The sequence below is a fragment of the Methylobacterium sp. ME121 genome (assembly GCF_000974725.1).
Classification (GTDB): domain Bacteria; phylum Pseudomonadota; class Alphaproteobacteria; order Rhizobiales; family Beijerinckiaceae; genus Methylobacterium; species Methylobacterium radiotolerans.
In genome coordinates this window covers 70,962-95,618 of the sequence record NZ_BBUX01000014.1, presented here as the reverse complement: position 1 = coordinate 95,618, position 24,657 = coordinate 70,962, and the positions used below count along the sequence as shown (strand labels likewise).

Sequence of the window (24,657 nt, the reverse complement as noted above, 5' to 3'; positions counted from 1 at the left end):
CAAGCCACCATGCACCTACCCGAGACGGCGGCCCGAATCGTATCCTGCGACGTCTTCGACACGCTGCTCCATCGCGACCACCGATCCGAGCGCCGCCGCTTCCACGACATCGCGACGGTCGCGTCGCGGGCGCTCGCGGCGGAGCACGGCACGGCGCCCCGTCCCGGCGCGATCTACGCCGCGCGCCTGCAGGTGCAGCGCGCGGCCTACCGCGCGCTCGACTTGGCCAATCCCTCGGGCGACGTGCGCTTCGCCGACATGCTCGCGGCCATGACGCGCGTCCTCAGCCTCGACGATCGTGCCGCGGACATTCTGTACCGGGCCGAGATCACGGTCGAGCTTGCCCAGTTGCGCGCGAATACCCCGCTGATGACCTGGCTGAAGCGGCGGGCGCAGGCCGGGGACAGGATCATCGCGGTGAGCGATACCTACCACCGCGGCGCGACGATCGCGCATCTGCTGGACACGCTTGCTCCAGGCCATCCCGTCGCGCACATCTACACCAGCGCCGATCACGACGCGACCAAGCGGACCCGGGCGCTCTTCGACGTCGTTCTCCGGAACGAGAAGGTGGCGCCCGCCGAGATCCTCCACCTCGGCGATGACACGCTGGCGGACGTGACCATGGCCGCCGCCGCGGGCCTGCGGACGGCACAGCTGCTCCGGCCGCGCCACGTGGTACTGCGTCGCCGCCTCGATGCCGTCCGCGCCCGCGCGATGCACCGGCACTGGATCGGTGTCGCCCGGAACGGGACCAGGAGGACCGGGCCGTGACCGCCGCCGACGCCGCACGCCGCGCCGCCGGCGACGACGCGGTCGCGTTCGGGCAGCGCGTGCTGGGTCCGATCCTCGCCGAGTTCTGCCTACGCCTCTGGCTCGTGGAACGCTTCCTCGCGCCGGACAGGACCGTCCTCCTGTTCTGCGCCCGGGGCGGCCTGCGCCTGCAGCTCGTCTACGCGCGATTCCTCCGACAGACCGGTCTGCCGCAGAATCTCCCGCACGCGTCCCTGATGGTGTCGCGCCTCGTGGCCGCCCGCACCGCCTTCGATCCGCCGAGCCCGGGCGTTCTCTCCGAGCTCGGCCGGGAGTTCAGCGGCCGGTCGATGTCGGAGATCGCGGCGGCGCTGGCGCAACGCGACGATCTGGCCCTGCCGGCGTCCTGGGACGCGCCCTTTCAGGACGCGACATTCGCCGCGCTCCTGGCCGGCAACGAGCCCGGCGTGGCCCGACTGCACGCCGCGGTCGCCCAGCAGGATGCCTGTTTCCGCGCGCATCTCGATGCCTGCGCGGGCCCGGCGCGCCATTGCGTTCTGGTCGATACCGGGCTCTACGGCAGCACGGTCCGCATGCTTCAGGAGGGCCTGCCGGAGCGGACTTGGTCCGGGCTCCAGTTCGCCCGCTGCAACTACAAGCGTCTCGCCACACCGCATTTCCGCCGCACGCTCGGCCTGAGCGTCGAGAGCGATTGGTACAAGCCCTGGGACGCGCGCACATCGGTGCTGCGCTTCTGGCACCTGATCGAGGCCTGCCTGGAACCGGACCTGCCGAGCGTCCGCACCTTCGCGCAGCCCGTCCCGGGATCGCCGCCGCGGGCCAATCTCCAGGAAGACGGCTGGGAGGCGCGGATCGCATCGACGCGGCCGGACCTCTTCACGGGCGTCCTGGCCCACATCGACCGCCTAGGCTCCGAGAGCGTCGCGGCGATCCCGGACGACGCGGCGCGGGCCTGGACGGCCCTGAAGAAGGCAGTCATCTGGCCGGATGACCGGGCCGTCTCGACCTTGAGCCTCGGCGGCAGATCCCGCGATTTCGGACGCGTCGAGTTGAGCGCGCAGTACGCCGCGCCACGACCGACCCGGCCCGTGCAGCAGATCCGCGACAGTCTCTGGCGCGAAGGCGCGCTTCTCCGCTGCTTCCCGCGGGCCGGTCGGCTCCTGCTTCCCGTCATCGAGGCGGTCTACGCGGGACGCGCCGTCCACAGAGAGGCCACGTCCCGTCTCCGGCGAAGCCGCGAGCCCGCGCTCGAGGCGCGCGCGGACCCGCCCCTGTGGCGTCGGCAGGCCTCCGGCGCGAACTGAGGATTTCCAGGTGCCGTTGAATGCAGCGCTCAGGCCGCCGCTTCTGCATTCGGATTTTCTTGTAGAAAGTCGAAGCGCTGGCTATAAAATAATTAGCGCCGCGATTTTTTGCCTATATTAGATATAGAATTTCTGCGTGCGATCGGGGTCGTGCGCGATCCCGGCTTCCGAGATCGCGGGCCCGACCACGCCGCTCTCGCGAAAGGTGAAACACTCTTGTTCTCGCATTCGATCCAAGAAGCGGGCCTCCGACGGGAGTAGAGCGACAGCATGACGGCAGTCGGATCGTTTGGAATCAACGGTCGGTTCCTCACCCAGCCGATGACCGGGGTTCAGCGCTACGCGATGAACGTCACCCGGGCGATGAGCGCGGCCCTGGCCGCGCGGGGCGAGAGCGCCCCCTTGCTGTCCGTGCCGGACGCGGAGGATCCCCGGCTCGCGGGCACGCCGCTCCGCACCGTCGGACCCGCGGCTGGGCATGCCTGGGAGCAATTCGTCCTGCCGCGCGCGTGGCCCGGCCGGTTGCTCAACCTCTGCAACACCGCACCCGCGCTGAAGACGGATCAGGTCGTCTGCATCCACGATGCGAACGTGTTCAATGCGCCGGAGAGCTACAGCGCGTCGTTCCGGACGTTCTACAGGACACTCCAGCCGCTTCTGGCCCGCCGTGCCGCGCGGATCGCCACCGTCTCGACCTTCTCCGCCGGGCAGATCGCGAACCATCTCTCTGTGAGGGCCTCCGACATCGCCGTCCTCCCGAACGGGCACGAGCACGTGCACGCCTGGGATCCGCGACAGGCCGTCCGAGCCCCGGCGGGCCTGGACAGGGACTCCGACGGCCTGGAACGCCCCTTCGTGCTGGCCCTCGGGTCCCGCGCCCGTCACAAGAACCTCGATCTGCTCTTCAAGCTGGCGCCGGCCTTGGGCGAACTCGGGCTCGACCTCGTGGTGGCGGGCGGCCAGGCGACCATCTACGCCGCCGAGGACTTGAAGCGCGGCGAGAATGTCCGCCACCTCGGCTTCGTCACCGACCACGATCTCGCCTACCTGATGGAACGCGCCCTGTGCCTGGCCTTCCCCTCCCTCACGGAGGGGTTCGGGCTCCCGGCACTGGAGGCGATGGCGCGCGGCTGCCCCGTCGTCTCGACCGACCGCGCGAGTCTGCCGGAGATCTGCGGGTCGGCGGCCCTGCTCACTCCGCCGGACCGGCCGGACCGTTGGATCGCCCAGATCCGCGCCCTGGCCGCCAGCCCGGACCTGCGATCGGACCTGATCGGCCGCGGTCGCGATCAGGCCGCCCTCTTCTCGTGGGAGGCTTCGGCGCAGGGCTACCTCGATCTCATGCGCGGGCCGAAGGTGCGGCCGGTCGCGCAGACGGCGGCGCGCGACGCGGCACCGGCGCCGCCGCCGAGCATCGCCGTCGCCATCGCGACGCTGGGCCGCCCCGAGGTGGTGACCGGCACCCTCGGGCGGATCCTGGATCGGCAGACCCTGAAGCCCGCCGCCATCCTGATCTCCTGCGTCACCCCGGACGATGCCGGCGAGGCGGCCACGTGGCCCGGCGTGACGGTGGTCACGGGGCGTCCCGGCCTCGCCACTCAGAGAAATGCCGCCCTCGCCGCGCTGCCCGAGGCGATCGATATCGTGGTCTTCTTCGACGATGACTTCGTCCCCGAGGCCGGCTGGCTCGAAGCGGCCGCGCAGCGCTTCGAAGACGAGCCGGACATCGTCGGCCTGACGGGCGACGTCGTCGCGGACGGCATCAAGGGGCCCGGACTGCGCTTCACCGAGGTCGACCGGATGCTCGCCGCGCTGGGTCCGGTCGAGCCGGCGGCGCCCATCGAGGCCTTCAGCCCGTACGGCTGCAACATGGCGTTCCGTCGCTCGGCCATCGGCACGCTGCGATTCGACGAGCGGCTCGTCCTGTACGGCTGGCTCGAGGACCGCGATTTCGGCGCCGCTCTGGCGGCCAAGGGCGGCCGGCTCGTCAAATGCCTGGAGGCCCGCGGCGTCCATATGGGCGTGAAAGGCGGCCGTATCTCGGGCGATCGGCTCGGCTATTCGCAGATTGTCAACCCGTTATACATGCTGCGGAAGGGCACGATGACCCTGTCTCAAGTCTTCGGCCAGATCACCCGCAACGTTCTCAGCAACGTGACGCGCTTCGCGGCCCCCGAGCCGTTCATCGACCGGCGCGGCCGGCTGCGCGGCAACCTGCGCGGCGCCGCGGACGTGCTCCTGGGACGGCTGGAACCCGAGCGCGCCCTGCAGATCCGGCGGAAAGCGTGAGATGAACATCTACAACACCACCCGGATCGCGCCGGACCCTTCCCAATCCGTTACCCATTTCCCGGAGGCGGCGTCCGTCGGCGTGCAGGACGGCCCGCTGGCCGTCGTCTCGGCGGCCCTCAAGGCGGCCCGCCGGCACAAGTTGGCGGTGGCCGTCTGGGTGGTCTTCTGCATCGGCTGCGCGGCGCTCTACACCGTGACGGCGACCCCCTCCTACACGGCGACCGCGGTGCTGCTGCTCGAGCCGCGGCGCCCGGTGGGCGCGGGCTCCTCCGAGGGCGCCCTGATGCCGAGCCTCGATGTGGGCCGGGCCGAGAGCGAGCTCCAGGTTCTCCGCTCGGAACGGCTGCTGGCGAACGTGTTCAACAGTCTCCAGCTCGCGAACAATCCGGAATTCGGCCCTCCGGAAGCCGAGAGCCCGAGAGAGCCGGCTCCGAGCGCCTCGGAATTGTCGGGGCTGCGGACCGCCCCGCCGTCGACGGCGGCCATCCTGCAGCAGAGGAAGTTCGAGAACTTCGCCGAGCGCTTCACCGTCCGGCGCGTCGGCCAATCGTACGTCGTCGAAGTCTCGTACACGTCCAGAGATCCGAACCTGGCGCGGCGCGTCGCGAACGCGGCCGTCTCGGCCTATCTCCTCCAATCCATCGCTGCCAAAGCCGATGCGGCGAAGAACGGCGCCGAGTTCCTCCAGGGACGCGTCAACGCCCTCGCCTCACAGGCCCGGTCCGCCGCGGCGGCCGTCACCGAGGGCACGCTGCCGGACGCGCCGACCCCCGATGCCGATGCGCGGGTGATCGGCGCGGCACTGCAGCCCCTCAAGCCCTCGGCCCCGCGCAAGACCCTGATCCTCGGCCTCGGGGCGATGATCGGCCTCGTGGGCGGGTTGCTGGCCGTGGCGCTGCTGCAGGCGTTCGACCGCAGGATCCGGACGCCGCAGGATCTCGTCCAGCGGGCCGGCATTCCCTGCCTCGCCGTGATGCCCGAGGTCCTGCGCAAGACCGCCGACGGGCGCCGCGAGACGGTGGATCTGCGCAACGTCAACGCGCCGTGGTTCCTCAACGTCAAATTCTCCACGGGTGTCCGCGATCTGCGGACGTCGATCCAGCTGGCCCTCTCGGCGCGCGGTCACGATACCGACTGCGTCATCGCCCTCATCGGCTGCACCCCGCGCACGGGCACGACCCTGATCGGCCTGAGCTTGGCGCGCCTGCTGCAGGAGGGGGGCCGGACCGCTCGGCTGATCGACACCAACATCCACGGCGCCGGAACCTTCTTCCTGACCCCGGACTCCAAGGCCGGCGTCGGCGCGAGTCTGGCCGACCTGATCATCAATCCCAGCCATCTGGCCTTGGCCAAGTTCGTGGATTTCGGCGGTGTCTCCGTGCTGCCGTCGCGGTCGCCGTACACGGCGGTCGGCACCGGCGTGTCCCTCAGTTCCTCGATCTTCCAGAGCGTCATCGACCAGATGCGCCGGGGCGGCTACGTCATCCTCGACCTGCCGCCGCTCTCCGTCTCGGCCGAGTCCCGGGTCGCGGCCCGTCGGGCGGATGTCGTAGTGATCGTCGCCGAGGCCGGGCGGACCACCGTCGACGAGCTGTCGGACGCGGTGAACGGCCTGATCGGTGCCGGCGCGAACGTGATCGGCGCCGTTCTCAATCGCGCGTGAGTCGGGCCCCGGCACCGTCGACGGGTCCGCGCCCGGATCGTCGGAGCTCTGAACGGAAGGAGTTGGTTGGGATGCCGGCCGGAAATCGTGAGAAGTTCCAGATCCTCTATCTTCAACCTGGGACCTCCGTCTTTGCCGGCATTGAGCGGGTGGTCGACACGATCGGCGCGGAGCTCGCGGCGACGTGCGGCACCGAGTTCGCCATCGACGTGCTGCGGGTCACCCAACACGAGAACTATCCGGCGGAGCCGCGACATTACAGAAGCATCTTCAGGCCGGTCACGTCGCGCCTGCACCTGATGCGGATCTTTCGGGATGTCAGCAAAGGAGGTCGCTACGATCTGATCATTGTTCCGCAGATCGAGCCGACAGTCGTCTTCTGGCTGGCCCGGGTGGGCATCCCGCAGCGGATCACGATGCACCTGCACGGCAACCCGCGGCGCGAATCCGGCAGCCTGAAATCGAAGATCAAATTCTTTTTCCTGAAATACTACGTTCTACCGCGGATCACTTCCGTTTTCGGGACGTCGCCGCGGCAGCTGAGAGCGTTCGAAGCCGATTTCAAATGCAGGCGTCCGATGTATTGGGTTCCCAATCCGGTCAGGCACTTCGAGGCTCCGGGCGAGGACATCAGGCCCGACCCCGCCGTCATCACCTTCGTGAACGTCGGACGTTACGCCTTCCAGAAAGGCCAGGACCTTCTCATTCGCGCGTTCGCGAGAGTGTACGAGCGGCGCAGGAACGTGCGCCTCAACCTGGTCGGCCACGGATCCGACAAAGCGGCGCTGGCGGAACAGATTCGGGCGCTCGATCTGTCCGACGCCGTCCGGCTGATCCACTACCCGGACGACCCGCAACGAGCGCTCTTCGTCAGCGACGTCTTCGTCGCGACGTCCCGATGGGAGGGCTGGTCGCTGGCCATCTGTGAAGCCTTGCGGTGCGGACTGCCCGTCATATCCACCGATTGCGAGTTCGGTCCCAGCGACATCTTGGTCGATCAACGCCTCGGGCGCCTGGTCGCGCCCGACGACGAGGACGGACTCGTCAGAGCCATGGAATATTATTGCGACAATATCGAGCCAGAACGGTCGTTTTCCGATTTCAGGAAGGACTACATTGACCAGTACAGCGCCGAAAAGGTCGTGCACATTCACGCCGACGCGATCCGGCAATCGGCATGCTGAACCTCGGTCAGCCGTCGGTCGAGCAGCGGCCCCATGCTCCCTCGGCCCCTGCCGTTGGACGGCCGTCGCATCTGCGAACCGCATCAGCGACGTTCAACACCCGGACCGCGCCGCGGCGCGTCATGGACCACGGTCCGCACGATCGCGCGCATCCATCGCGTCGGGATGGGGGCGGATCTATCCATGGCACACATCCGCTTCGCACCGCGAACTCCGAATATTTTTCCCTATCTTGGCAGAAGCCGGCTGAGAAAATCGGCCACTCGCCGATCGTTTGAACGATTATCGCCGCGCATCAACCGTGCGTCCGCGCCGATAGTCTCGATGGAATGAGCCCGGGAGCCGCTCACCGTGATCCAGCTGCGTGCCGCAAGTGAAATCGAGGGTCTTCTGGATGCGGCTTGCGATGTCTGCATTGTTGGAACGGGGCCGGCCGGGAGCACCCTGGCCCGCGAGCTGTCCGGCAGCGGCCTGAGGGTCGTGCTGCTGGAGAGCGGCGGCCTCGACCGGATGGAGAGCGCGGACGCGCTGGATGCCATCGTGAATGTCGGGCGGCCGCGCGCCACGCAGTGGGCCGTCCGGAACCGGATCGTGGGCGGCAGCTCTCACACGTGGGGGGGCCGGTGCGCGCCCTTCGACACCATCGACTTCGAGCAGCGTGCCTGGGTCCCGGAGAGCGGGTGGCCGTTCCAGCGCGACGCGCTCGATCCCTATCTCGAGCGGACGGCCAAGTATCTCGGGCTCGCCTACGGCAACCATTTCAGCGACGCGCGCTTCTGGGAGCTGTTCGGTTCGCGGCCGGCCTGGTCCGAGCCGGATCCGCGGCTGCTCCTGCCCTTCTTCTGGCAGTTCAGCCGCGACGATGCGGAGTCCTATCCGTTCGAGTACACGCGCTTCGGGCGGAAGCTGGACGAGCAGCTGGGCGCCAACGTCACGTTGATCAGCGGCGCGACCGTCGTCGCGATCGACGTGGATGAGGCGGGTGACAGGGTACAGGGCGTTCAGGTCGCGGCGCCCGACGGCGCGATCGTCAAGCTGCCGGCCCGCCGCGTCGTCCTGTGTGCCGGCGGGATCGAGAACGCGCGGCTTCTCCTCGCCTCCGACCATCAGATCCCGGGCGGCCTCGGGAACGCGTCTGACCTCGTGGGTCGCTACCTGATGGATCATCTGCGCGGGCCGGTCGCGCATTTCGACGTTCGCCGGTCGCGCGCCCTGCAGCGACGGTTCGGCCGCTACACCATCGCGGATCGGCTGTTCCGGGGCGGGCTCCGCCTGAGCCCGGACGTCCAGCGAAGCCGCCAGCTCCTGAACTGCGCGGTGTGGCTCGGAGAGACGCTGGCTCCGGACGACCCGGGCGACGCGATCCGGAGGATGCTGGTCGGCAAGCCGCGGGCGAAGGACGTCCTGACCCTGGCGTCGAACCTGCCGCTGCTCCTGCGCGGCTGCCGGGATCATTTCATCGCCCGCAACGGCTTCCCGCGGAAGCTCTCCGAGCTGAGCCTCGAATGCATGGTCGAGCAGCGGCCGGATCCCGAGAGCCGGGTCATGCTCTCCGATCAGCGGGATCACCTGGGCAGCCGGCTGCCCCTGATCGACTGGCGCAGTCACGAAGATGAAGGCCGCACCATGCGCGAGACGGCGCGGCTCGTCGTCTCCGAGTTCGCCCGCCTGGGCCTGCCCGCGCCCGTGCTGGCAGACTGGGTGCGCGACGAGGCGCCGATCCCGGTGAGCTTCGTCGATGTCGCCCATCCGACCGGCACCACCCGCATGTCCGACGACGCCACCAAGGGCGTGGTCGATGCCCAGGGCCAAGTTCACGGGATCGACGGCCTGTTCGTCACGGGAAGCTCCGTGTTCCCGACGGCAGGCCACTGCAATCCCACGCAGATGATCGTCGCCCTGGCGATACGTCTCGCCGACGCGCTGAAGGTCCGGGGGCAGCGCGACACCGCGGTATCCGGCCTCCGAGCGTCCCCGCCCGTCCCGACCGGTCTCCGCGTCCTCGTGACGGGGGCGACGGGGCGGATCGGCCGGATCCTGGTGGAGGACCTGCTGGAACGCGGCTACGCGGTCAGGGCCGTCACGTCCCAGCCCCTGACCGAGGCGCAGCCGCGCACGGGTCCGATCGAATGGCGGACCTTCGACTTCACGGCGGATCAGGATTACGCCGCCCTCGTCCGCGGCTGCGAGGCCGTCATGCATCTCGCCGCCGAGCTCGGGAAGCAGGACCGGATGCCGGCCATCAATGTTGAGGCGACGCGGCGCCTGGCCGAAGCCGCGGAGCGGCACGGCATCAAGGCCTTCTGCTACATGAGCACCGTCTCCGTGTATGGCAGCGGCCGCACGCGCACCATGACGGAGACGGCACCGGTTCTCACCAGCAGCGTCGACGTCAAGTCCGAATACTGGGCCCTGGACTACGTTCGCGCCTACGGTCGAACGAAGCTCGCCGGCGAGGAAGCCATCCTGCGGGTCGCCGCGACCCTTCCCTACGTGATCTTGCGCCCCACGGTCGTCGTCGACCTCCATAATCTCATCGGCTTGCGCGACTGGGGTCTCTCGAAGCGCCTCTTCGCCGCGCACCGGCCCTCCCATCACGTCTACGTCCGGGACGTCACGGACGCGGCGATCTGGACGATGACCCAGTCCCTGAGCGGGGCTTGGCCGGCCGGGCAGGTGCAGATTTTCAATCTCTCCGACCACGAGACGCGCGATGCGCGGATCGGCGACTTCATGCGACGGGCGTACGCGATCAGCCGCGATCGCCGCTTCCGGGTCATCCCGATGCCCGCCGCCGTCGACTGGCTCCACGATTTCCTACGCAACCGGACGCTGCCCTTGCGCAATCCTCTCTGGCGCATGCGCTTCCCCAACGATCGCCTGCGGCAGGCCGGGTATCGACACCGCTACGGCATGGCCGAAGCCCGCACCAGGGCGCTGGAGGTCCTGCGAGCGGAAACACGGGAGCGAACAGGGGCCTGAAGGCCGTCAGCACCGTTTCCATCGGCGTGCCCTCGGGCACCGGCACACCCCAGATCATGGTGTCACGGTGAGAGGGATGTCGCTGCCGCGAAGCTCTTACGCCCTTGCCACGCCGCAACTCGGAGCCTGAGCCATGACGAAACTTCGCTGGGTCCGCCGCGATCTGCTGAAATCGTGCTTCCGGGATCTACCGATCTGCGCGGCGGCGTCCCTGTTGCCGACCAGCCGCTCGAGCGCGGCGATGGACGCCTCCTCGGATCCGACGCAGGGCCGCACGCTCGTCTTCGACGAGCCCTTCGCGGAGATCAACGGGCGGATCTGGAATGGCGGACCGAAGGCCACGACGGGCCCCTCCGGATTCTACGGCCGTTCCGCCTTCGCTCCCCTTGCCGGGGCGGAAGGCTTCAAACCCTACGCGATCGTCGCGGACGCGGACGCCACGGGCGGCACGGCCCTTCAGATCTCCGCAAAGTATATCGGGCGCAATATGGGCGTCGTGAATTACTATGGAAACAGTATACCTGACTTTCAGTGGATTTCCGGGAACTTACAGACCGGCAGCCGGAGCGGCGTCGTATCGGTCGGCTGGCGCCAAGGCTATTTCGAAGCGCGGATGCGATTCCCGCAGCATCCGCTCACGTGGCCGGCGTTCTGGCTTCTCAACCGGGACGGCATCACCAATGCCAAGCGGAGCATAGAGGTCGACATCGTCGAGCACAAAGGTTTCGAGCCCAAGCTCTACGGGGCCTACTTGCATGAATGGGGACAACCGGGTGAGCACAACGAAGGAACGGGCGTCCCCACCCCCGTCGACATGACCGAGCAGTACTGCCGCTACGGCGTGCTGATACAGGACGGAAAATGCATCCCCTACTTCGAGCGTGCGCCAATTATCAATCCAAAAACGGGTCAGCTAAATATCTGGACACTCACCCGCGCCTCGGAGATGGAGCAGACCGGCGACGTCTTCTGGCCGCTCCTCACACTGGCGCTGCGGACGGACGTCCCGGCGCCTCAACTGACCGAGGCCCAGAAGCTCGTCCACATGCGCGTCGACTACTTTCGCGTGTACGCGTAGTCGAGCACGCCGTGTAGACGAAGCCGTGAGGGCGCCGCGGCTCGCGCTCGCAACCGGAATTCCTCGCGATCGACACGCGGAGCGCATCGCTCCGAGATCGCTGGCGCCTGTCGATCGGGCTCGGTGCCGCCGATCCGCCCGCTCGATCCAGACCTCTCGAACCGTAGCGCGGCCGCAGATGCTCCGCCGCGCACGCGTCGGGAGGGGTGTGCGGCCGCGAGCGGACGCGACGATACTGTTCCTGTTTCCGGCCCGGCCGCGGAATAAATGGCTTCGCGAAACGTTCGAGCTCTAATCAGATTTTCGTCGCGCCGCCGGCCTATAACGTCCTTGAAATCCGATCTGAAATGCGCGAAATATAGTTTATTGCCGGGGAAGCCCTGCGCCTGATGAGTCAATCGTGATGATGAGCTGCAGCTCTCGTTCTGCGAAGCATACATGAGCACTGATGCGGTCGCAGCCGAGGTCCTGACAGGCACGAGGCCTCCAGCCCTGGCAGTCGTCATCAATTGCTTCAATTACGAGCGCTATATTGAATGCGCGATCCAGAGCGTCGTCTCTCAGAACAACCCCGACTGTGAAATCGTCGTCATAGACGACGGCTCAACAGACGGGTCTTGGACAATAATACAGAACAGCGGCGTTCGCGCCTTTCGCAAGACGAATGGAGGGCAGGTCAGCGCGTGCCTTCTAGGGATTGAGAAAACGACAGCGCCCTTTGTTTTATTTCTCGATGCCGACGATCAACTTCTACCCGGCTCTCTGGATGCGATCATAGACGCGCTCGATGCGGACATTTCTAAGCTCCAGTTTCAATTGGTGCGGATCAATGAGACCGGCGCGGTGATCGCACCCGCTTTTCCCGCGCTCCCGATGGGACGGGATCGGGATAAATTTCAGGCGCATGTGAAAAAATCCGGCACGTACATCTCTCCACCAACGTCCGGCAATGTGTTCCGGAGAGATGTCTGCGAGTTACTGCGGAATGCGTCCTACGACACAGCCGTCGACGGTGTTATCCTCACGGCGGCGCCGTTTTTTGGCGATATTGTCAGCCTGAACCGGCCGCTCGGATGCTATAGAATACACGGTCAAAACAAGTCGGGAGTCCAGAACGGGGTATCCCAAGCGCTTCTCGAGAAGCACAAGCGCCGTTTCAACGACCGGGTCATCCATCTCAAATCGATATTGCGGCAAAACAACTGGAGCGACACGATTAGAGACCCGAAGTCAATGTATTTCTACAATATTTACGAGATCCATCAGGACATGATCTCGGGACGTCGCGTCTCGGCCAGGAAGGCGCTGGGCGCCGTGAGGCAACTGCCATCTTGGTACAGCCCTCTCAGGCGAGCCGTCACGGCTGCTGCACTTCTGACCGCCCCCGTCCTACCGAACGCCATCAATGTACGCTTCATCAATTCTTGGCGCCTTGTTCTTGTACGCCTCGTCTCGTCCTTTGCGCGTGTGCAGGCGCTGACGGTCGCGCCGCGTTCCTATCCCCGCTGCCCTCTTCCCGGCAGCCCGCGCTGACGGCCTTGCGCCCAAGCGCCCGCGTCGTCGGCGGAGCGCGGCGCATGAGTGGCGTGCGGGCGGTCGCGGTACCGCCTTCGACAATCATCGAAGCGGATGCTCCGCGGAGACGGCCGGCTTCCGCGCGGTCAGAGCGCCGCTGTGACCTGCACCGCGCGAACGGGGCAACGGTCAGGGCGTGTTCCGAAGATAACGGTCAATCGGATCCGAGGACGGAGGTCGGGCGACCTGAATGCGCTCGAGCGAGCACCGTGGGTCTTCGACTCTGGTGCTGATGCACCCGTCTACGTGGGCTTTCCTGCCCGACCACGGGAAAATGCAGGGAATGGCGCGCCCGAAAGGATTCGAACCTCTGACCCCCAGATTCGTAGTCTGGTGCTCTATCCAGCTGAGCTACGGGCGCCTGACACGGCGGCGGGCTCTCGGCCCGCCGGTGTGAAGGGGCTTCTAGAGGCTCAAATCCGGCTTGGCAAGACACTTCGGGCAACGACTTGTGCGGGCCGTGCGCGCGCCTCGGATTTCGCGGGGCCTACGGCGTCCGGGCGCTCGCGCGCACGCGCTCCTCCGCGGCGCGGATCGCCTCCGGCGTGCCGACATGCAGCCACTGGCCGTCGAGCCGCATTCCGAACAGCCGTCCCGCCGCGATCGCCCGGTCGAACAGCAGGTTGAGCGAGAAGGCGCCCTCCGGCGTGTCGGCGAAGAGGCCCGGCGTGAGGATCGCCACGCCCGCGTAGATGAACGGGGCCACCGCGCGCTCGCCGCGGCGCTCCAGGCGGCCGTCCGGATCCATCACGAAATCCCCGGCCCCCTCGTAGCCGAGGCTGGTGGCGGTCGGCGCCACCAGCAGCAGGCCGTCCATGCGGTCGCCGTCCCAGGTCTCGATCAGTCGCCGCAGGTTGGAGGCCGGCCCCTCGAGCCAGAACGAATCCGAGTTCAGCACCGCGAACGGCGCGTCCCCCAGGAGCGGCAGCGCCTTGCGGATGCCGCCGCCCGTCTCCAGCAGCGCCGCGCGCTCGTCGGAGACGGTCGTGGCCGGTCCCGGGGCCGCCCCCTCGGCCCGGCGCGCGAGGTGCCCCTCGATCAGGTCGGCGAGATAGTGGACGTTGACGACCGCGGTCCCGATCCCGGCCTCGGCGACCCGGTCGAGGGCGTGGTCGAGCAGGGCCTTGCCGGCCACCTCCACCAGGGGCTTCGGCACGGTGGCGGTCACCGGCCGCATGCGCTTGCCGAGGCCCGCGGCCAGGACGAAGGCGCGGCTGACGGCGGGGCTGGGATCGCTCATGCGGTCGGGAATCCGGAGGTCAGGGGTCGGGCGCCGGGGCGACGAGGCCCGGCAGGTGGTCCGCGTGCCAGGCCCGCAGCCCGGCGAGCGCCGGATGGGCGAGGTTGCGGGCGAGGTAGCCCTCGATCCGCGGCAGGTGCGCGAGGTAGCCGGGCTTGCCGTCGCGCCGGTCGAGGCGCGCGAAGATGCCGAGGATCTTGGTGGCGCGCTGGGCCGCCAGCAGCGCGTAGGCGGTGGCGAAGGCGCCGACGTCGAAGGCCGGGTCCCGGCCGCGGCGCTCGCGGGCGTAGAGGCCGAGCAGCCGCAGCTCGAACTCCGCGCTGGAATCGACCCGGGCATCCTGCAGCAGCGAGGCGACGTCGTAGGCCGGATGGCCCATGACGGCGTCCTGGAAGTCGATCAGCCCGACCCGCTCCAGACCGTCGCGCTCGGGCAGCCAGATCAGGTTCGGGGAATGGTAGTCGCGCAGGGTCCAGGTCGGCCGGTCCGGGATCGCGCCCTGGAGCGCCGCCCGCCACAGGTCGACGAAGGCCGCCCGCGCCTCCGCCGACAGGCTGACGTTCCGGATCGCCGGGGCGTACCATTCGGGCATCAGCTCCGCCTCGAACAGCAGCGCCTCCATGTCGTAGGGCGGCAGCCTGTGCTCGGTCCCCTCGGCCACGGGCAGGACCGGGGGAAGCGGGTTGGCGTGGAGCTTGGCCAGCACGCGCACGGCCTCGGCGTAGCGCTCGGGCCGCGGAGCGCCCCCCTCGATCACCGGCTCGCTGCCGAGATCCTCCAGGATCAGCAGGCCCTCGGTCAGGTCCTCGCCGTAGATCTTCGGGGCCGAGAAGCCGAGCGCCCGCAGACCCCGGTCGAGGGCCACGAAGGCGTGGACGCTCTCGGCGAGGTGCACGATCGCGCTGTAGGGCTTGCCGTCCCGCACCGGCGGCCCGTCGGGCCGCGGCGGCGCGATCATCAGCACGGCGCTGGTGCCGTCGGGCTTGGTCAGGCGCTCGTAAGCGCGAGAGGAGGCGTCCCCCTGCATCAGGGTCCGCTCGGCGATGTCCCAGCCGCTGCGGTCGAGGAGGCGGCGCACCGCGCGGGCCCGGTCGAGGCGGGCGCGCATGCCGCCGGCGCCGTCGATCCGGGCGAGACGCGCCTCGGGGCCGAACTCCGCCCGCAGGGACAGGTCCACGGTCAGCACCGGGCCGTCGCGGGGCGGCATCCGGTCGGGCCACTCGACCAGGGTGATCGCGCCCTCGGCCATCTCGTCGAAGCCGAGTTCCACCAGCTCGTCGGGATCGCGCAGCCGGTACAGGTCGGCGTGGACGATCGGCCGGCCGTCGCGGGCCGCGTAGGGCTGGATCAGCGTGAAGGTCGGGCTCGGCACCTCCAGGCGCGCGTCGCCGGCGAGCTCGCGGATGATGGCGCGGGCGAGCGTGGTCTTGCCGCCGCCCAGCCCTCCGGACAAAGCCACCACGTCCCCGGGCATCAGGAACTCGGAGAGGAACAGGCCGAGATCCTCGGTGGCCGTCTCCTCCGGCAGCACGAATTCCCAGGGCGCCGGCCGCGCGGATGTCCCCGCCGCCTCTTCGGTCATCTGCCCGTCCCGCTCGTCTCCGCCCAAAGCCCGCCTCCGAGACCCGAAGACGCATGGTCCGAAAACACGCACCGGATGCAAGCGTTTCCGCCCGGAACCGCGCGCTTCCCGCCCGCCCGGTGCATCGAAAGCACGCTCGCGGAGGCGGCGAAAGACCGCGCCGGGCCCCCCAAATCCCTCAGCCCTGGGCGCGGACCCTCGGCCGGCCCTGGCCGGTCCCTCGGGGCAGCCCGACGCGCCACGCCTCGGCGTTCCAGGCCGCCGCCGCCGCGAGGGCGTCGGCCACCGGCATCGGGCGGCCGAAATGGTAGCCCTGGCCCAGGGCGCAGCCCAGGGCGGCGAGGGCCTCCGCCTCGGCGCGGCCCTCGATGCCCTCCGCGACCGCCACCACGCCGATCTCCTCGGCGAGCCGCAGGATGGTCTGGACGATCCGGCGATCGCGCGGCTCCGCCAGCATCGCCCGGACGAAGGCCCGGTCCACCTTCAGCGTGGTGATCGGCAGGGTGCTGAGATGGCTGAGCGAGGAGTAGCCGGTGCCGAAATCGTCCACCGCGATGCCGAGGCCGGCGGCGCGGCAGCGCGCGAGGGCGGCCGCTGCCCCGGCCGGATCCTGCATGAGCGCGCTCTCGGTGATCTCGAGCTTGAGGGCGTCGGGCGCGATGCCGGTCCGGCGCAGCATCGCGTCGATCAGGGTGGGGATGTCCGACCGGGCGAGGTCCTGGGCCGTGACGTTGAAGCTCACGAACAGGGACGGCTCGACGGCGGCGGGGGCTTGGAGGCCGGCCTGCAGGATCCGGGGCACGATCCGGCCGATCGCGTCGATCACCCAGGCGGTGATCGCGAGGATCAGGCCGTTCGCCTCGGCGGCCGGGATGAAGGACGCGGGCGCCACGAGCCCGCGCTCGGGATCGTGCCAGCGGATCAGGGCCTCGAAGCCGGCGAGCCGCCCGGTGGCGAGCCGCACGATCGGCTGCAGGAACAGCGCGAACTCGTCCCGGGCCAGGGCCCGCCGCAGGGCGCGCTCCTGCGCGAGGGACGCGACCGTCGCGTCGAAATCGGCGCGGGCGGAGGGCGACAGCGGCGCCGGAGGCCCCTCCGCCACGGCCGGCCCGAGGCGCGGCAGGGTCTCGCGGAACCGGGCGATGAGCCCCTCGAGGCAGAGGCGCAGGATCGGGTCGGCGCCGGCGAGCCGCTGTTGAATCTGCGCCGCGCTCACGGGGACGAGCACGCAATCCGCCTCGGCACGCGCGCCCGCGGAGCGCGGGAGGGCGTCGAGGATCGCCATCTCGCCGAAGATCTCGCCGGCCCCGCGCCGGGCGAGCACGGTCTCTCCGCCGTCGCGCCGCCGGAAGATCGCGATGCGGCCGCTCAGGATCAGGTAGGCGCAGTGCCCGATCGACCCCTCGTCGAACAGGACGGCGCCGGCCGGGAGGGTGACGGGATCGGAGAGGTCCTGCATCGGTCGGAGACGCTGCGCCTCCGCGGGGAAGGCCCGGCGCGATCGTTGGCACAGCGACCTTAAGATCGGATCAAGGGGTGGCCGGATCAGCCGCGCGGGATCCCGTGGGCCTTGATGCGCGAGGCCAGCGTCGTCGGCCGCAGGCCGAGGAGCGCGGCCGCGCCGCCCGGCCCGGAGATCCGTCCGCCCGCCAGCGCCAGGGCCGCGACGATCTCGGCGCGGTCGCGCGCCCGGCGCTCGGCCTCGGTGGCGGGCCGGCCATCCGGCGGAGCGGCCGGGGCGGCCGCGTCGGCGGGCCCGGCCGCCTCCCCGTCGGGCAGGTCGAGGCGGAGGCGGCCCCGGGCGGAGAGGATCACCGCCCGCTCGATCACGTTCTCCAGTTCCCGGACATTGCCGGGCCAGGGATAGCGGCAGAGACGGCGGACATCCCCCTCCGTGAGGCGCGGCTCCGGGACGGTGAGGCGGCGCGCGGCGACCCGGAGCAGGTGCTGGGCGATGGGCGGGATGTCCTCGGGCCGCTCGCGCAGGGGCCGCGCCTGGATCGGGAAGACGTTGAGGCGGAAGTAGAGGTCCTCCCGGAAGCGGCCCGCCCGGATCTCGGCGCGCAGGTCCCGGTTGGTGGCCGCGACCACGCGCACGTCCACCGCCCGGGTGCGCGCCTCGCCGACCCGCTCGAACGAGCGCTCCTGCAGGACGCGCAGCAGCTTGCCCTGGAGATCGAGGGGGATCTCGCCGACCTCGTCGAGGAACAGCGTGCCGCCGTCGGCGAGTTCGAACCGGCCGACACGGTCGCGCAGCGCCCCGGTGAAGCTGCCCTTGGCGTGGCCGAAGAACTCGCTCTCGAACAGCTCGCGGGGGATGGCCGCGCAGTTGACGCGGATCATCGGGCGGGCGCTGCGGCGGCTGGCCTCGTGGATCGCCCGGGCGATCAGCTCCTTGCCGGTGCCGGATTCGCCGGTGATCAGCACGGTGGCGTCGGTGGCGGCGACGCGGTCGACCTGCCGGAGCGTCGCCGCGATGGCGGGCGAGCGGCCGATGATGCCCTGGTGCTGGCGCTCGGCCCGGATCTCCTCCTTCAGGTACGCGTTCTCCAGCTCGAGGCGCTCCCGGAGCGAGTCGACCTCCGCGAGCGCGCTCGTCAGGCGGGCCTCGGCCTCCCGGCGCTGGCTGATGTCGCGAAACACGATGACGGCGCCGAGCAGGCGCCCCCGGTCGCGGATCGGCGTCGAGGTGTACTCGACCGGGAAGGAGGTCCCGTCGGCGCGCCAGAAGACCTCGTGATCGACTTGGTGGACGATCCCGTCCCGGAAGGCCGCGTAGATCGGGCAGTCGCGGTGGGGGTAGTGGCTGCCGTCCGGGCGGGTGTGGTGCACGGCGGCGTGCATGTCCCGGCCGACGAGGTCGCCGGCCTCGCAGCCGAGCATGCGCGCGGCGGCCGGGTTGACGAAGGTGGTCACGCCCTCCGCGTTGACGCCGTAGATCCCCTCCCCGGCCGCGCGCAGGATCAGCTGGTTGCCGCGCTCGATGTCGCGGAAGATGCGCTCCACGCGCTGCCACTCGGAGAGGCCGGCGCGCATGTGGGCCTCGGCCTCGCCGTCGACCTGGCGGCGGTGGAGCGTGTCCGGGTCCGCCAGGGTCACGAGGAGGCGCATCGCGTCGCCGGGGAGCGGGTAGGCCGCCGTCTCGACCCGCAGGTCGCGGCCGGCCGCGTCGCGCGGCGCCAGCGTCCGGGTCCACCAGTGCCCCTTGGCCAGGACGGCCTCGGTGAAGACCGTGAGGGCCGGGCGCTGGCCCGGGAACAGGGCGCTGGCCCGCGCGCCGCGCAGCGCCGGCCGGCCGTAGCCGAGGAGGCGCGCCGCCGCCGGGTTGGCGTCCGCGACCCGGTCCTCCTCGGGCGCGAGGACCAGCATGGGATCGGGACTCGCCTCGAAGACCGGCCCGAAGGTTCCCGCGGCGCCGGGCTCACGAAATGTCGTCATCCGCTCACGATATCTCGTTTTCGACGAGATGTCGTGAGCGACGTCTGCCGCGCCAACGCGTTGTCATCTCGCGCGATTTCCCCGGGAAACAGACTGGCATACCGTTTGCCGACAGAGCCTGTCCGCCCGTCGGCCGGCGCGGCTCCCGAAGCCACGCCGCGACGATGCCCGGCGGATGTCCGCGTCCGGACGCGACCGTTCCCCCTCACCGGTCGCGATCCGGACGTGCACCCGCATCGGGTGGGTGGGGCCGCGGAGCGCGCGGCCTCACCGGACCCATCGCAGATCGAACTCCGGGAGCCGACGATGAAGCGCGAAGACCTCACCGAGAAGCTTCTCGACATCAAGCGCGAGAAGGGGTGGAGCTGGAAGCACATCCACGCGGAGATCGGCGGCCTGTCGCCGTTCCTGATCACCGCGGCCTGCATGGGCCAGATGAAGCTGCCGAAGGCCCAGGCCAAGCGGGCGGCCGAGCTCTTCGGCCTCACAGCCGCGGAGGAGCGGATGCTGAACGAGCCGCCCTATCGCGGCTCGATCCCGTCCATGCCGCCCACCGACCCGCTGATCTACCGGTTCTACGAACTGGTGATGGTGTACGGCACGACCTTCAAGGAGCTGATCCAGGAGGAGTTCGGCGACGGCATCATGTCGGCGATCGACTTCAACATGGACATGGCCCGCGAGGCCAACAACAAGGGCGACCGCGTGAAGCTCACCATGTCGGGCAAGTTCCTGCCGTACAAGTACTACGGCAACGACGACGACACCCCGGAATACGGGTTCAAGGAGGGGTAAGGGATCCGGAGTGCGCCCCTCCCCCCGGGGAGGGAGCCGCAGCGGACGCCGCGGTCCCCTATGCGGTCGCCGGCCGCCCCTCCGGCTCCAGGTAATCCTGCACCGGCTGCGCCGGGCCGCCGCGCATCAGCACGTAGAGGAACGGCACCAGCAGCAACGTCGCGGGCGTCGCGAAGGCGATGCCGCCCATGACCGCGCGGGCGAGCGCGGCGTTCTGCTCGCCGCCCTCGCCGGTGCCCAAGGCCATCGGGATGAGGCCCAGAAACATCGCCGAGGCGGTCATCAGCACCGGCCGCAACCGGGTCTCGCCCGCGGTGATCGCCGCCTCCAGGGCGCCGCAGCCCGTCGCCTCCCGGTGCTCCTTGGCGAAGGTCACGAGCAGGATCGAGTTCGCCGAGGCGATGCCCACCGACATGATCGCCCCGAAGATCGACGGGATCGAGAACGGCGTCCCGGTCACGAACAGCGCGAAGGTGATGCCGCAGAACGCCATCGGCAGGGCGGCGATCACCACGAACGGGTCGCCCCAGCTCTGGTAGTTCACCGCCATCAGCAGGTAGACGGCGATCAGCGCGATGCCGAGGCCGATCTCCAGGCGGAGGAAGGCCGAGCGCATGTTCTCGATCTGGCCGCGGACGACGATCTTGTCGGGTGCCTCGAGGTTCTTCTGCTCGTCCTCGACGATCGCGTCGATCTCGCGGGCGACCGAGCCGAGGTCCCGGTCCTGCACCGAGGCGAAGATGTCGAAGGTCGGCTGGATGTTGATGTGGCTGATCATGGTCTGCGTCGGCGTCCGGCGGATGTCGGCGAGGCTCGACAGCAGGGTCAGCACCCCGGGGCCGGAGCCGGCGGTCGCGGCGGCGCGCACGAACATCGGCGTGTTGCGCAGGTCGGTCAGCGAGCTGTTGCGGTACTCGGGCGTCTGCACCCAGAGCTGGTAGGGGATGCCGGTCTTCGGGTCCGGCCAGAAGTTCGGCGTGACCTGGTAGCTGCCGGACAGCGAGATGTTCATGTTCTGCGCCACCTGCTGCTCGGTCAGCCCGAGTTCGGAGGCGAGGCGCCGGTCGACGTCGACGTAGAATTGCGGCTCGTTGACGATCTGCTGCAGGTGGACGTCGACGAGGCCCTTCGTGTGCTTCAGCCGCTGCACGATGCGCTGGGCGACCTCCAGGTCCTTCTCCTTGTGCCGGCCGGAGACCTGCACGTCGATCGGCGTGAGGACGCCGAAGTTCAGGATCTGGGTGATCATGTCGGCGGGCTGGAAATACACGATCACGTCGGGGAAGCGCTTCATCAGCACGTCGCGCAGGCGCTTCGTGTAGCCCGCCACCGAGCCGTGCCCCTCCTTCAGGCTGATGAGCATCTGCCCGTCATTGTAGGAGACGAACGAGCCGTCCGAGAACGCGAAGTTGTAGTTGTTCGACGGCAGGCCGATGTTCTGGAGGATCTGGTCGACCTCACCCGCCGGGATCACCTCGCGGACGGTGTCCTCGATCTCGGCGAAGACCTGCCGGGCGGTCTCGATGCGCATGCCGACGCGGGTGCGCAGATGCATGGTCATCTGGCTCGCCTCGATCTGCGGGAAGTAGTCCTGGCCGACGAAGACGAACAGCGCGCCGGTCATGCCGAGGACGCCGCCGACGGCGCCCAGGGTGGCGACGCGGTGGCGCAGCACCGCGTGGAGCAGGCCGACATAGCCGCGGTGGAACCGCGCGAAGCCGCGCTCGAAGGCGGCGTGGATCCGGCCGGCGAGCCGCATCAGCGGGGCGCCGACGAGGCCGGCGGCGCGGGCGATCCGGCCCCGCCGGGGCGGCTCACGCGTGTCCCGATCCTTGGCGTGCTTCTGCCGGTATTCCGGCGCCACGATCACGTCGATCAGCAGCGGCACCAGGGTGCGCGACAGCAGGTAGGAGGTCAGCATCGCGAACACGACCGCGAGCGCCTGCGGGGTGAACAGGTACTTCGGCGTGTCGGTGAGCGCGAACACCGCCGTGAAGGCCGCGCAGATCGCCAGCGTCGAGATGAGCGCCGGCTTGGCGATGCCGGCGGCGCCGTGGACCACGCTCTCGCGGAACTCCTCGCCCTCCTCGAACAGCCGGTAGGTGTTCTCGATCGCCACCGTGGCGTCGTCCACGAGGATGCCGACCGCGAGCGCGAGGCCGCCCAGCGTCATCACGTTGATGGTCTCGCCGAGCGCCGCCAGCACGGCGAGCGAGGTCATGACGCAGAGCGGGATCGAGATCAGCACGATGATCGTCGAGCGCCAGGAGCCGAGGAACAGCAGGATCGCGAGCCCCGTCAGGGCCGCCGCGGTCAGCGCCTCGTGCAGCACGCCCTCGATGGCGTTCGAGACGAAGACCGACTGGTCGAAGAGCTGCTTGATCGACAGCCCCTCGGGCGCCGCCGCGCGGATCGTCGGCATCGCCTTCTTGACGTTGTTGACCACGCCGAGGGTCGAGGCGTTGCCGTTCTTGATGATCTGCATCAGCACGGCCTGCTGGCCGTCGGCGCTGACCACGTTGACCTGCGGCGGGCCGCCGTCACGGACATAGGCGACGTCGCGCACCAGCACGGGCTGGCCGGCCACCACCTTGATCGGCGCGAGGTTCAGGGTCTCGATCGACGGCGGGGTGCCGTTGAGCTGGACCGGGTACTGCTGCTCGCCGATCTTGGCGAGGCCGGACGGCACGGTCAGGTTCTGGGCCGTCATGGCGTTGGTGACGTCGAGCGGCGTCAGGCCGAGCGCCTGGAGGGCGTTGAGGTCGAGGTCGACCATGATCTGCCGGGGCGCGCCGCCGAAGGGCGACGGCAGGGTCGAGCCCGGGACCTGCGCCAGGGTCTGGCGGATCCGGTACTGGGCGTAGTCGTAGACCTGGTTGAGGCTGTCCTTGGCCGAGGTCAGGGCCAGCTGGATCACCGGCACCGAGGAGGCGGAGTAGCGCACGATCACCGGCGGCTGCGTGCCGGGGGGGCATCACGGCGCGGATCGAGTTGGTCGATGAGACCACCTGGGCGATGGCGAGATCGAGGCTGACGGTGGGCTCGAAGTAGATCCGCTGCACGGCCGTGCCCTGGAGCGTCGTCGACTCCATGCGGCGGATGCTGTTGACGTTGTTGGAGATGCCGTACTCGGCGTAGGTCGTGATGCGCTGTTCCATCTCCGGCGCCGAGAGGCCGGTATAGGTCCAGACCACCACGACGACCGGGATGTCGACGACCGGGAGAACGTCCTTCGGCGCGACGACGATCGCCCCGACGCCGCCGAGCATCATCAGGACCGCGAGCACGTAGGTCGTGATCCGGAACTTGAGCGCGTAGAGGACGAGGCCCATGCGGTCTCCGCCGTCCGGCCCCGGGCCGGCCGCTCCGCGTTGCGTACCGGCTCACCGGCTAGAACCGGAATGTTTCGCTATCACGTCCGGATAGGCAAAGGACGGGCCGCGTCGCCGCAGGGTTGTGATCGCGGCCCGTCATACCTCGTCGCCCCCGCACCCAGGGGCGCACGCGTCAGCGGTCCTCGCAGGCGGGTCCCGTCGCGGCCTCCGCCGCGCTCCGGCACCTCGGAATGAGGGCGCGGGGCCGGAGAGGGATCCGCGCGCACCGTCCCCGAGGCGGCGGGATCAGCGCAGCAGGGCGGACTTGTCGACCTGCAGCGCCCCGGCGATCTCGTCGAGCGCCCTGTGCTCGACCTCGCTGATGCCGTCGATATCGGCCACGTCCGCGCCGATCAGGAACACGTCCTGGCGCTGCTCGATCGGCCGCTCCGCGATGGCGCCGATATGGCGCAGGTTCTCCAGCCGGCCGGCCCGGGTCTTGGCACGGGCGATCGCCTCGTAGAGCTCCTGCTCGACGCGCAGCGTGTCGTAGGACTTCTCGAGGATCGGGTTGGCGCGGATGCCGCTGATCGCCGACTCGATCTCCTCCTCGCCCACGTCCCCGTCCGCCACGATGACGTTGGCGGCGGACGAGACCGCGGCCTGCAGGAAGACCGCGTCGCCCGCGTACGACATGATCGTGCGGCCGAACCGAAGGATGGCGTCCTGGAAAATGCTCATGCCGACCTCCCGTCGGGCCTGAGATGGCGGATATTGTGGCGGCCGAGTCAAGATGCGGCCGAGCTTATGCCCGGGATCGCGGAGGACTAGTCCTCGCGCGGGGGCCGGGGTCCAGCTTCAGGTGGCGGGCTCGTGGCCCGGCCAGTCCCGTCCGAGATGGGCGGCCACGCGGGCCGGATCGTCGCCGACCGCCGCCACGGCGGCCTCCACCTGCTCCACCGGGACCATGAACCGGCGCGCCCAGTAGGCCCGCTCCCAGGCATGGGTGGTGTTGACGGCCCGGGGTTCCTTCGCGTCCTGCGCGCTGTCGTCGGTCATCGGCCCTCCGCATCCGGCGAGGGCCCGCGGCCCCCCGGCGTGGAGAACGCCGGCCGGGCCGGATCGGGTCCGCGCAGCGAGCGGGACTCGGTCCGCCGCGAAGACGCGCCGCCGTCCCTGCGGGCGGAGACGACCAGGCTCACCGGCCGCCGCTCAGCAGCAGCGGAACCCCGCGGTGTTGCCGACCCCGAAGCGGGCGTTCTCCCGGTTGCGGAAGAACTCCACCTCGGTCATCGGCGCCCGATCGGGATGGGTGCGGCGGACATGCTCGGCATAGGCCGCGTAGTCCCCCTGCCCCACCATCAGCCGGGCGCCGTCGCAGACGCACTTGGACAGCGTCCGGATCCGGTCCCGCAGGTTCGACGACGGCAGCATGG

16 protein-coding genes, 1 tRNA gene and 1 pseudogene are annotated in these 24,657 nt (G+C 69.5%); 9 read left to right on the top strand and 9 right to left on the bottom strand.

What is annotated here, in order from left to right:
* Positions 1-9: 9 nt before the first annotated feature.
* The 8 genes from ME121_RS12290 to ME121_RS33585 all read left to right on the top strand — a co-directional run bounded on the left by ME121_RS12290 (position 10) and on the right by ME121_RS33585 (position 12,810).
* On the top strand, positions 10-774 hold the full coding sequence (locus tag ME121_RS12290) for an HAD family hydrolase (protein WP_029360248.1): 765 nt from the start codon (positions 10-12) through the stop codon (positions 772-774).
* Positions 771-2,078 (top strand): glycosyltransferase, encoded by a 1,308-nt coding sequence (locus tag ME121_RS12285; protein WP_059408914.1) that lies wholly within the window; start codon positions 771-773, stop codon positions 2,076-2,078. Before ME121_RS12290 ends, ME121_RS12285 begins: the two co-directional genes overlap by 4 nt.
* A 270-nt stretch (positions 2,079-2,348) precedes the next feature.
* The gene (locus ME121_RS12280; RefSeq protein WP_059408913.1) at positions 2,349-4,367 is read left to right on the top strand and encodes a glycosyltransferase; all 2,019 of its coding nucleotides are present in this window, start codon (positions 2,349-2,351) and stop codon (positions 4,365-4,367) included.
* A gap of 1 nt (position 4,368) precedes the next feature.
* Positions 4,369-6,033, top strand: coding sequence for a Wzz/FepE/Etk N-terminal domain-containing protein (locus ME121_RS12275; protein WP_012321467.1), 1,665 nt, complete (start codon positions 4,369-4,371; stop codon positions 6,031-6,033).
* A 71-nt stretch (positions 6,034-6,104) separates the two neighbouring features.
* Positions 6,105-7,217, top strand: coding sequence for a glycosyltransferase (locus ME121_RS12270; protein WP_029360253.1), 1,113 nt, complete (start codon positions 6,105-6,107; stop codon positions 7,215-7,217).
* A 351-nt stretch (positions 7,218-7,568) separates the two neighbouring features.
* On the top strand, positions 7,569-10,199 hold the full coding sequence (locus ME121_RS12265; protein WP_012321465.1) for an FAD-dependent oxidoreductase: 2,631 nt from the start codon (positions 7,569-7,571) through the stop codon (positions 10,197-10,199).
* A 133-nt stretch (positions 10,200-10,332) separates the two neighbouring features.
* Complete coding sequence (locus tag ME121_RS12260; RefSeq protein WP_059408912.1) at positions 10,333-11,277, top strand: glycoside hydrolase family 16 protein; 945 nt, start codon at positions 10,333-10,335, stop codon at positions 11,275-11,277.
* 438 nt (positions 11,278-11,715) lie between these two features.
* A complete protein-coding gene (locus ME121_RS33585; RefSeq protein ID WP_206406841.1) occupies positions 11,716-12,810 on the top strand; it encodes a glycosyltransferase family 2 protein in 1,095 nt (364 codons plus the stop codon).
* 326 nt (positions 12,811-13,136) lie between these two features.
* Here ME121_RS33585 and ME121_RS12255 read toward each other — a convergent pair.
* From ME121_RS12255 to ME121_RS12235, 5 genes are all read right to left on the bottom strand, one after another.
* Positions 13,137-13,213: transfer RNA gene (locus ME121_RS12255), tRNA-Arg, on the bottom strand.
* A 126-nt stretch (positions 13,214-13,339) separates the two neighbouring features.
* Positions 13,340-14,092, bottom strand: a complete 753-nt coding sequence (locus tag ME121_RS12250) for a nucleotidyltransferase family protein (protein WP_012321462.1) — start codon at positions 14,090-14,092, stop codon at positions 13,340-13,342.
* A 19-nt stretch (positions 14,093-14,111) separates the two neighbouring features.
* On the bottom strand, positions 14,112-15,674 hold the full coding sequence (gene tsaE / locus ME121_RS12245) for a tRNA (adenosine(37)-N6)-threonylcarbamoyltransferase complex ATPase subunit type 1 TsaE (protein WP_059408911.1): 1,563 nt from the start codon (positions 15,672-15,674) through the stop codon (positions 14,112-14,114).
* A 178-nt stretch (positions 15,675-15,852) separates the two neighbouring features.
* On the bottom strand, positions 15,853-17,133 hold the full coding sequence (locus tag ME121_RS12240; RefSeq protein WP_012321460.1) for an EAL domain-containing protein: 1,281 nt from the start codon (positions 17,131-17,133) through the stop codon (positions 15,853-15,855).
* A gap of 86 nt (positions 17,134-17,219) precedes the next feature.
* Entirely contained in the window at positions 17,220-19,112 is a 1,893-nt protein-coding gene (locus ME121_RS12235) for a sigma 54-interacting transcriptional regulator (RefSeq protein WP_083374407.1), read from the bottom strand.
* A gap of 306 nt (positions 19,113-19,418) precedes the next feature.
* On the opposite strand from ME121_RS12235, the gene cynS reads away from it, so the two are divergent.
* Complete coding sequence (gene cynS, locus ME121_RS12230; protein ID WP_029358676.1) at positions 19,419-19,907, top strand: cyanase; 489 nt, start codon at positions 19,419-19,421, stop codon at positions 19,905-19,907.
* 58 nt (positions 19,908-19,965) lie between these two features.
* On the opposite strand, the pseudogene ME121_RS12225 reads toward cynS, so the two are convergent.
* The 4 genes and pseudogenes from ME121_RS12225 to ME121_RS12210 form a co-directional block, all read right to left on the bottom strand.
* Positions 19,966-23,239: pseudogene (locus ME121_RS12225) on the bottom strand (efflux RND transporter permease subunit).
* A gap of 288 nt (positions 23,240-23,527) precedes the next feature.
* Positions 23,528-23,962: a tellurite resistance TerB family protein gene (locus ME121_RS12220; RefSeq protein ID WP_012321456.1), complete on the bottom strand. Its 435-nt coding sequence runs from the start codon at positions 23,960-23,962 to the stop codon at positions 23,528-23,530.
* A 117-nt stretch (positions 23,963-24,079) separates the two neighbouring features.
* Positions 24,080-24,280, bottom strand: coding sequence for a DUF3606 domain-containing protein (locus ME121_RS12215; RefSeq protein WP_012321455.1), 201 nt, complete (start codon positions 24,278-24,280; stop codon positions 24,080-24,082).
* A 153-nt stretch (positions 24,281-24,433) separates the two neighbouring features.
* Positions 24,434-24,655 (bottom strand): YbdD/YjiX family protein, encoded by a 222-nt coding sequence (locus ME121_RS12210; protein WP_012321454.1) that lies wholly within the window; start codon positions 24,653-24,655, stop codon positions 24,434-24,436.
* Positions 24,656-24,657: the final 2 nt, after the last annotated feature.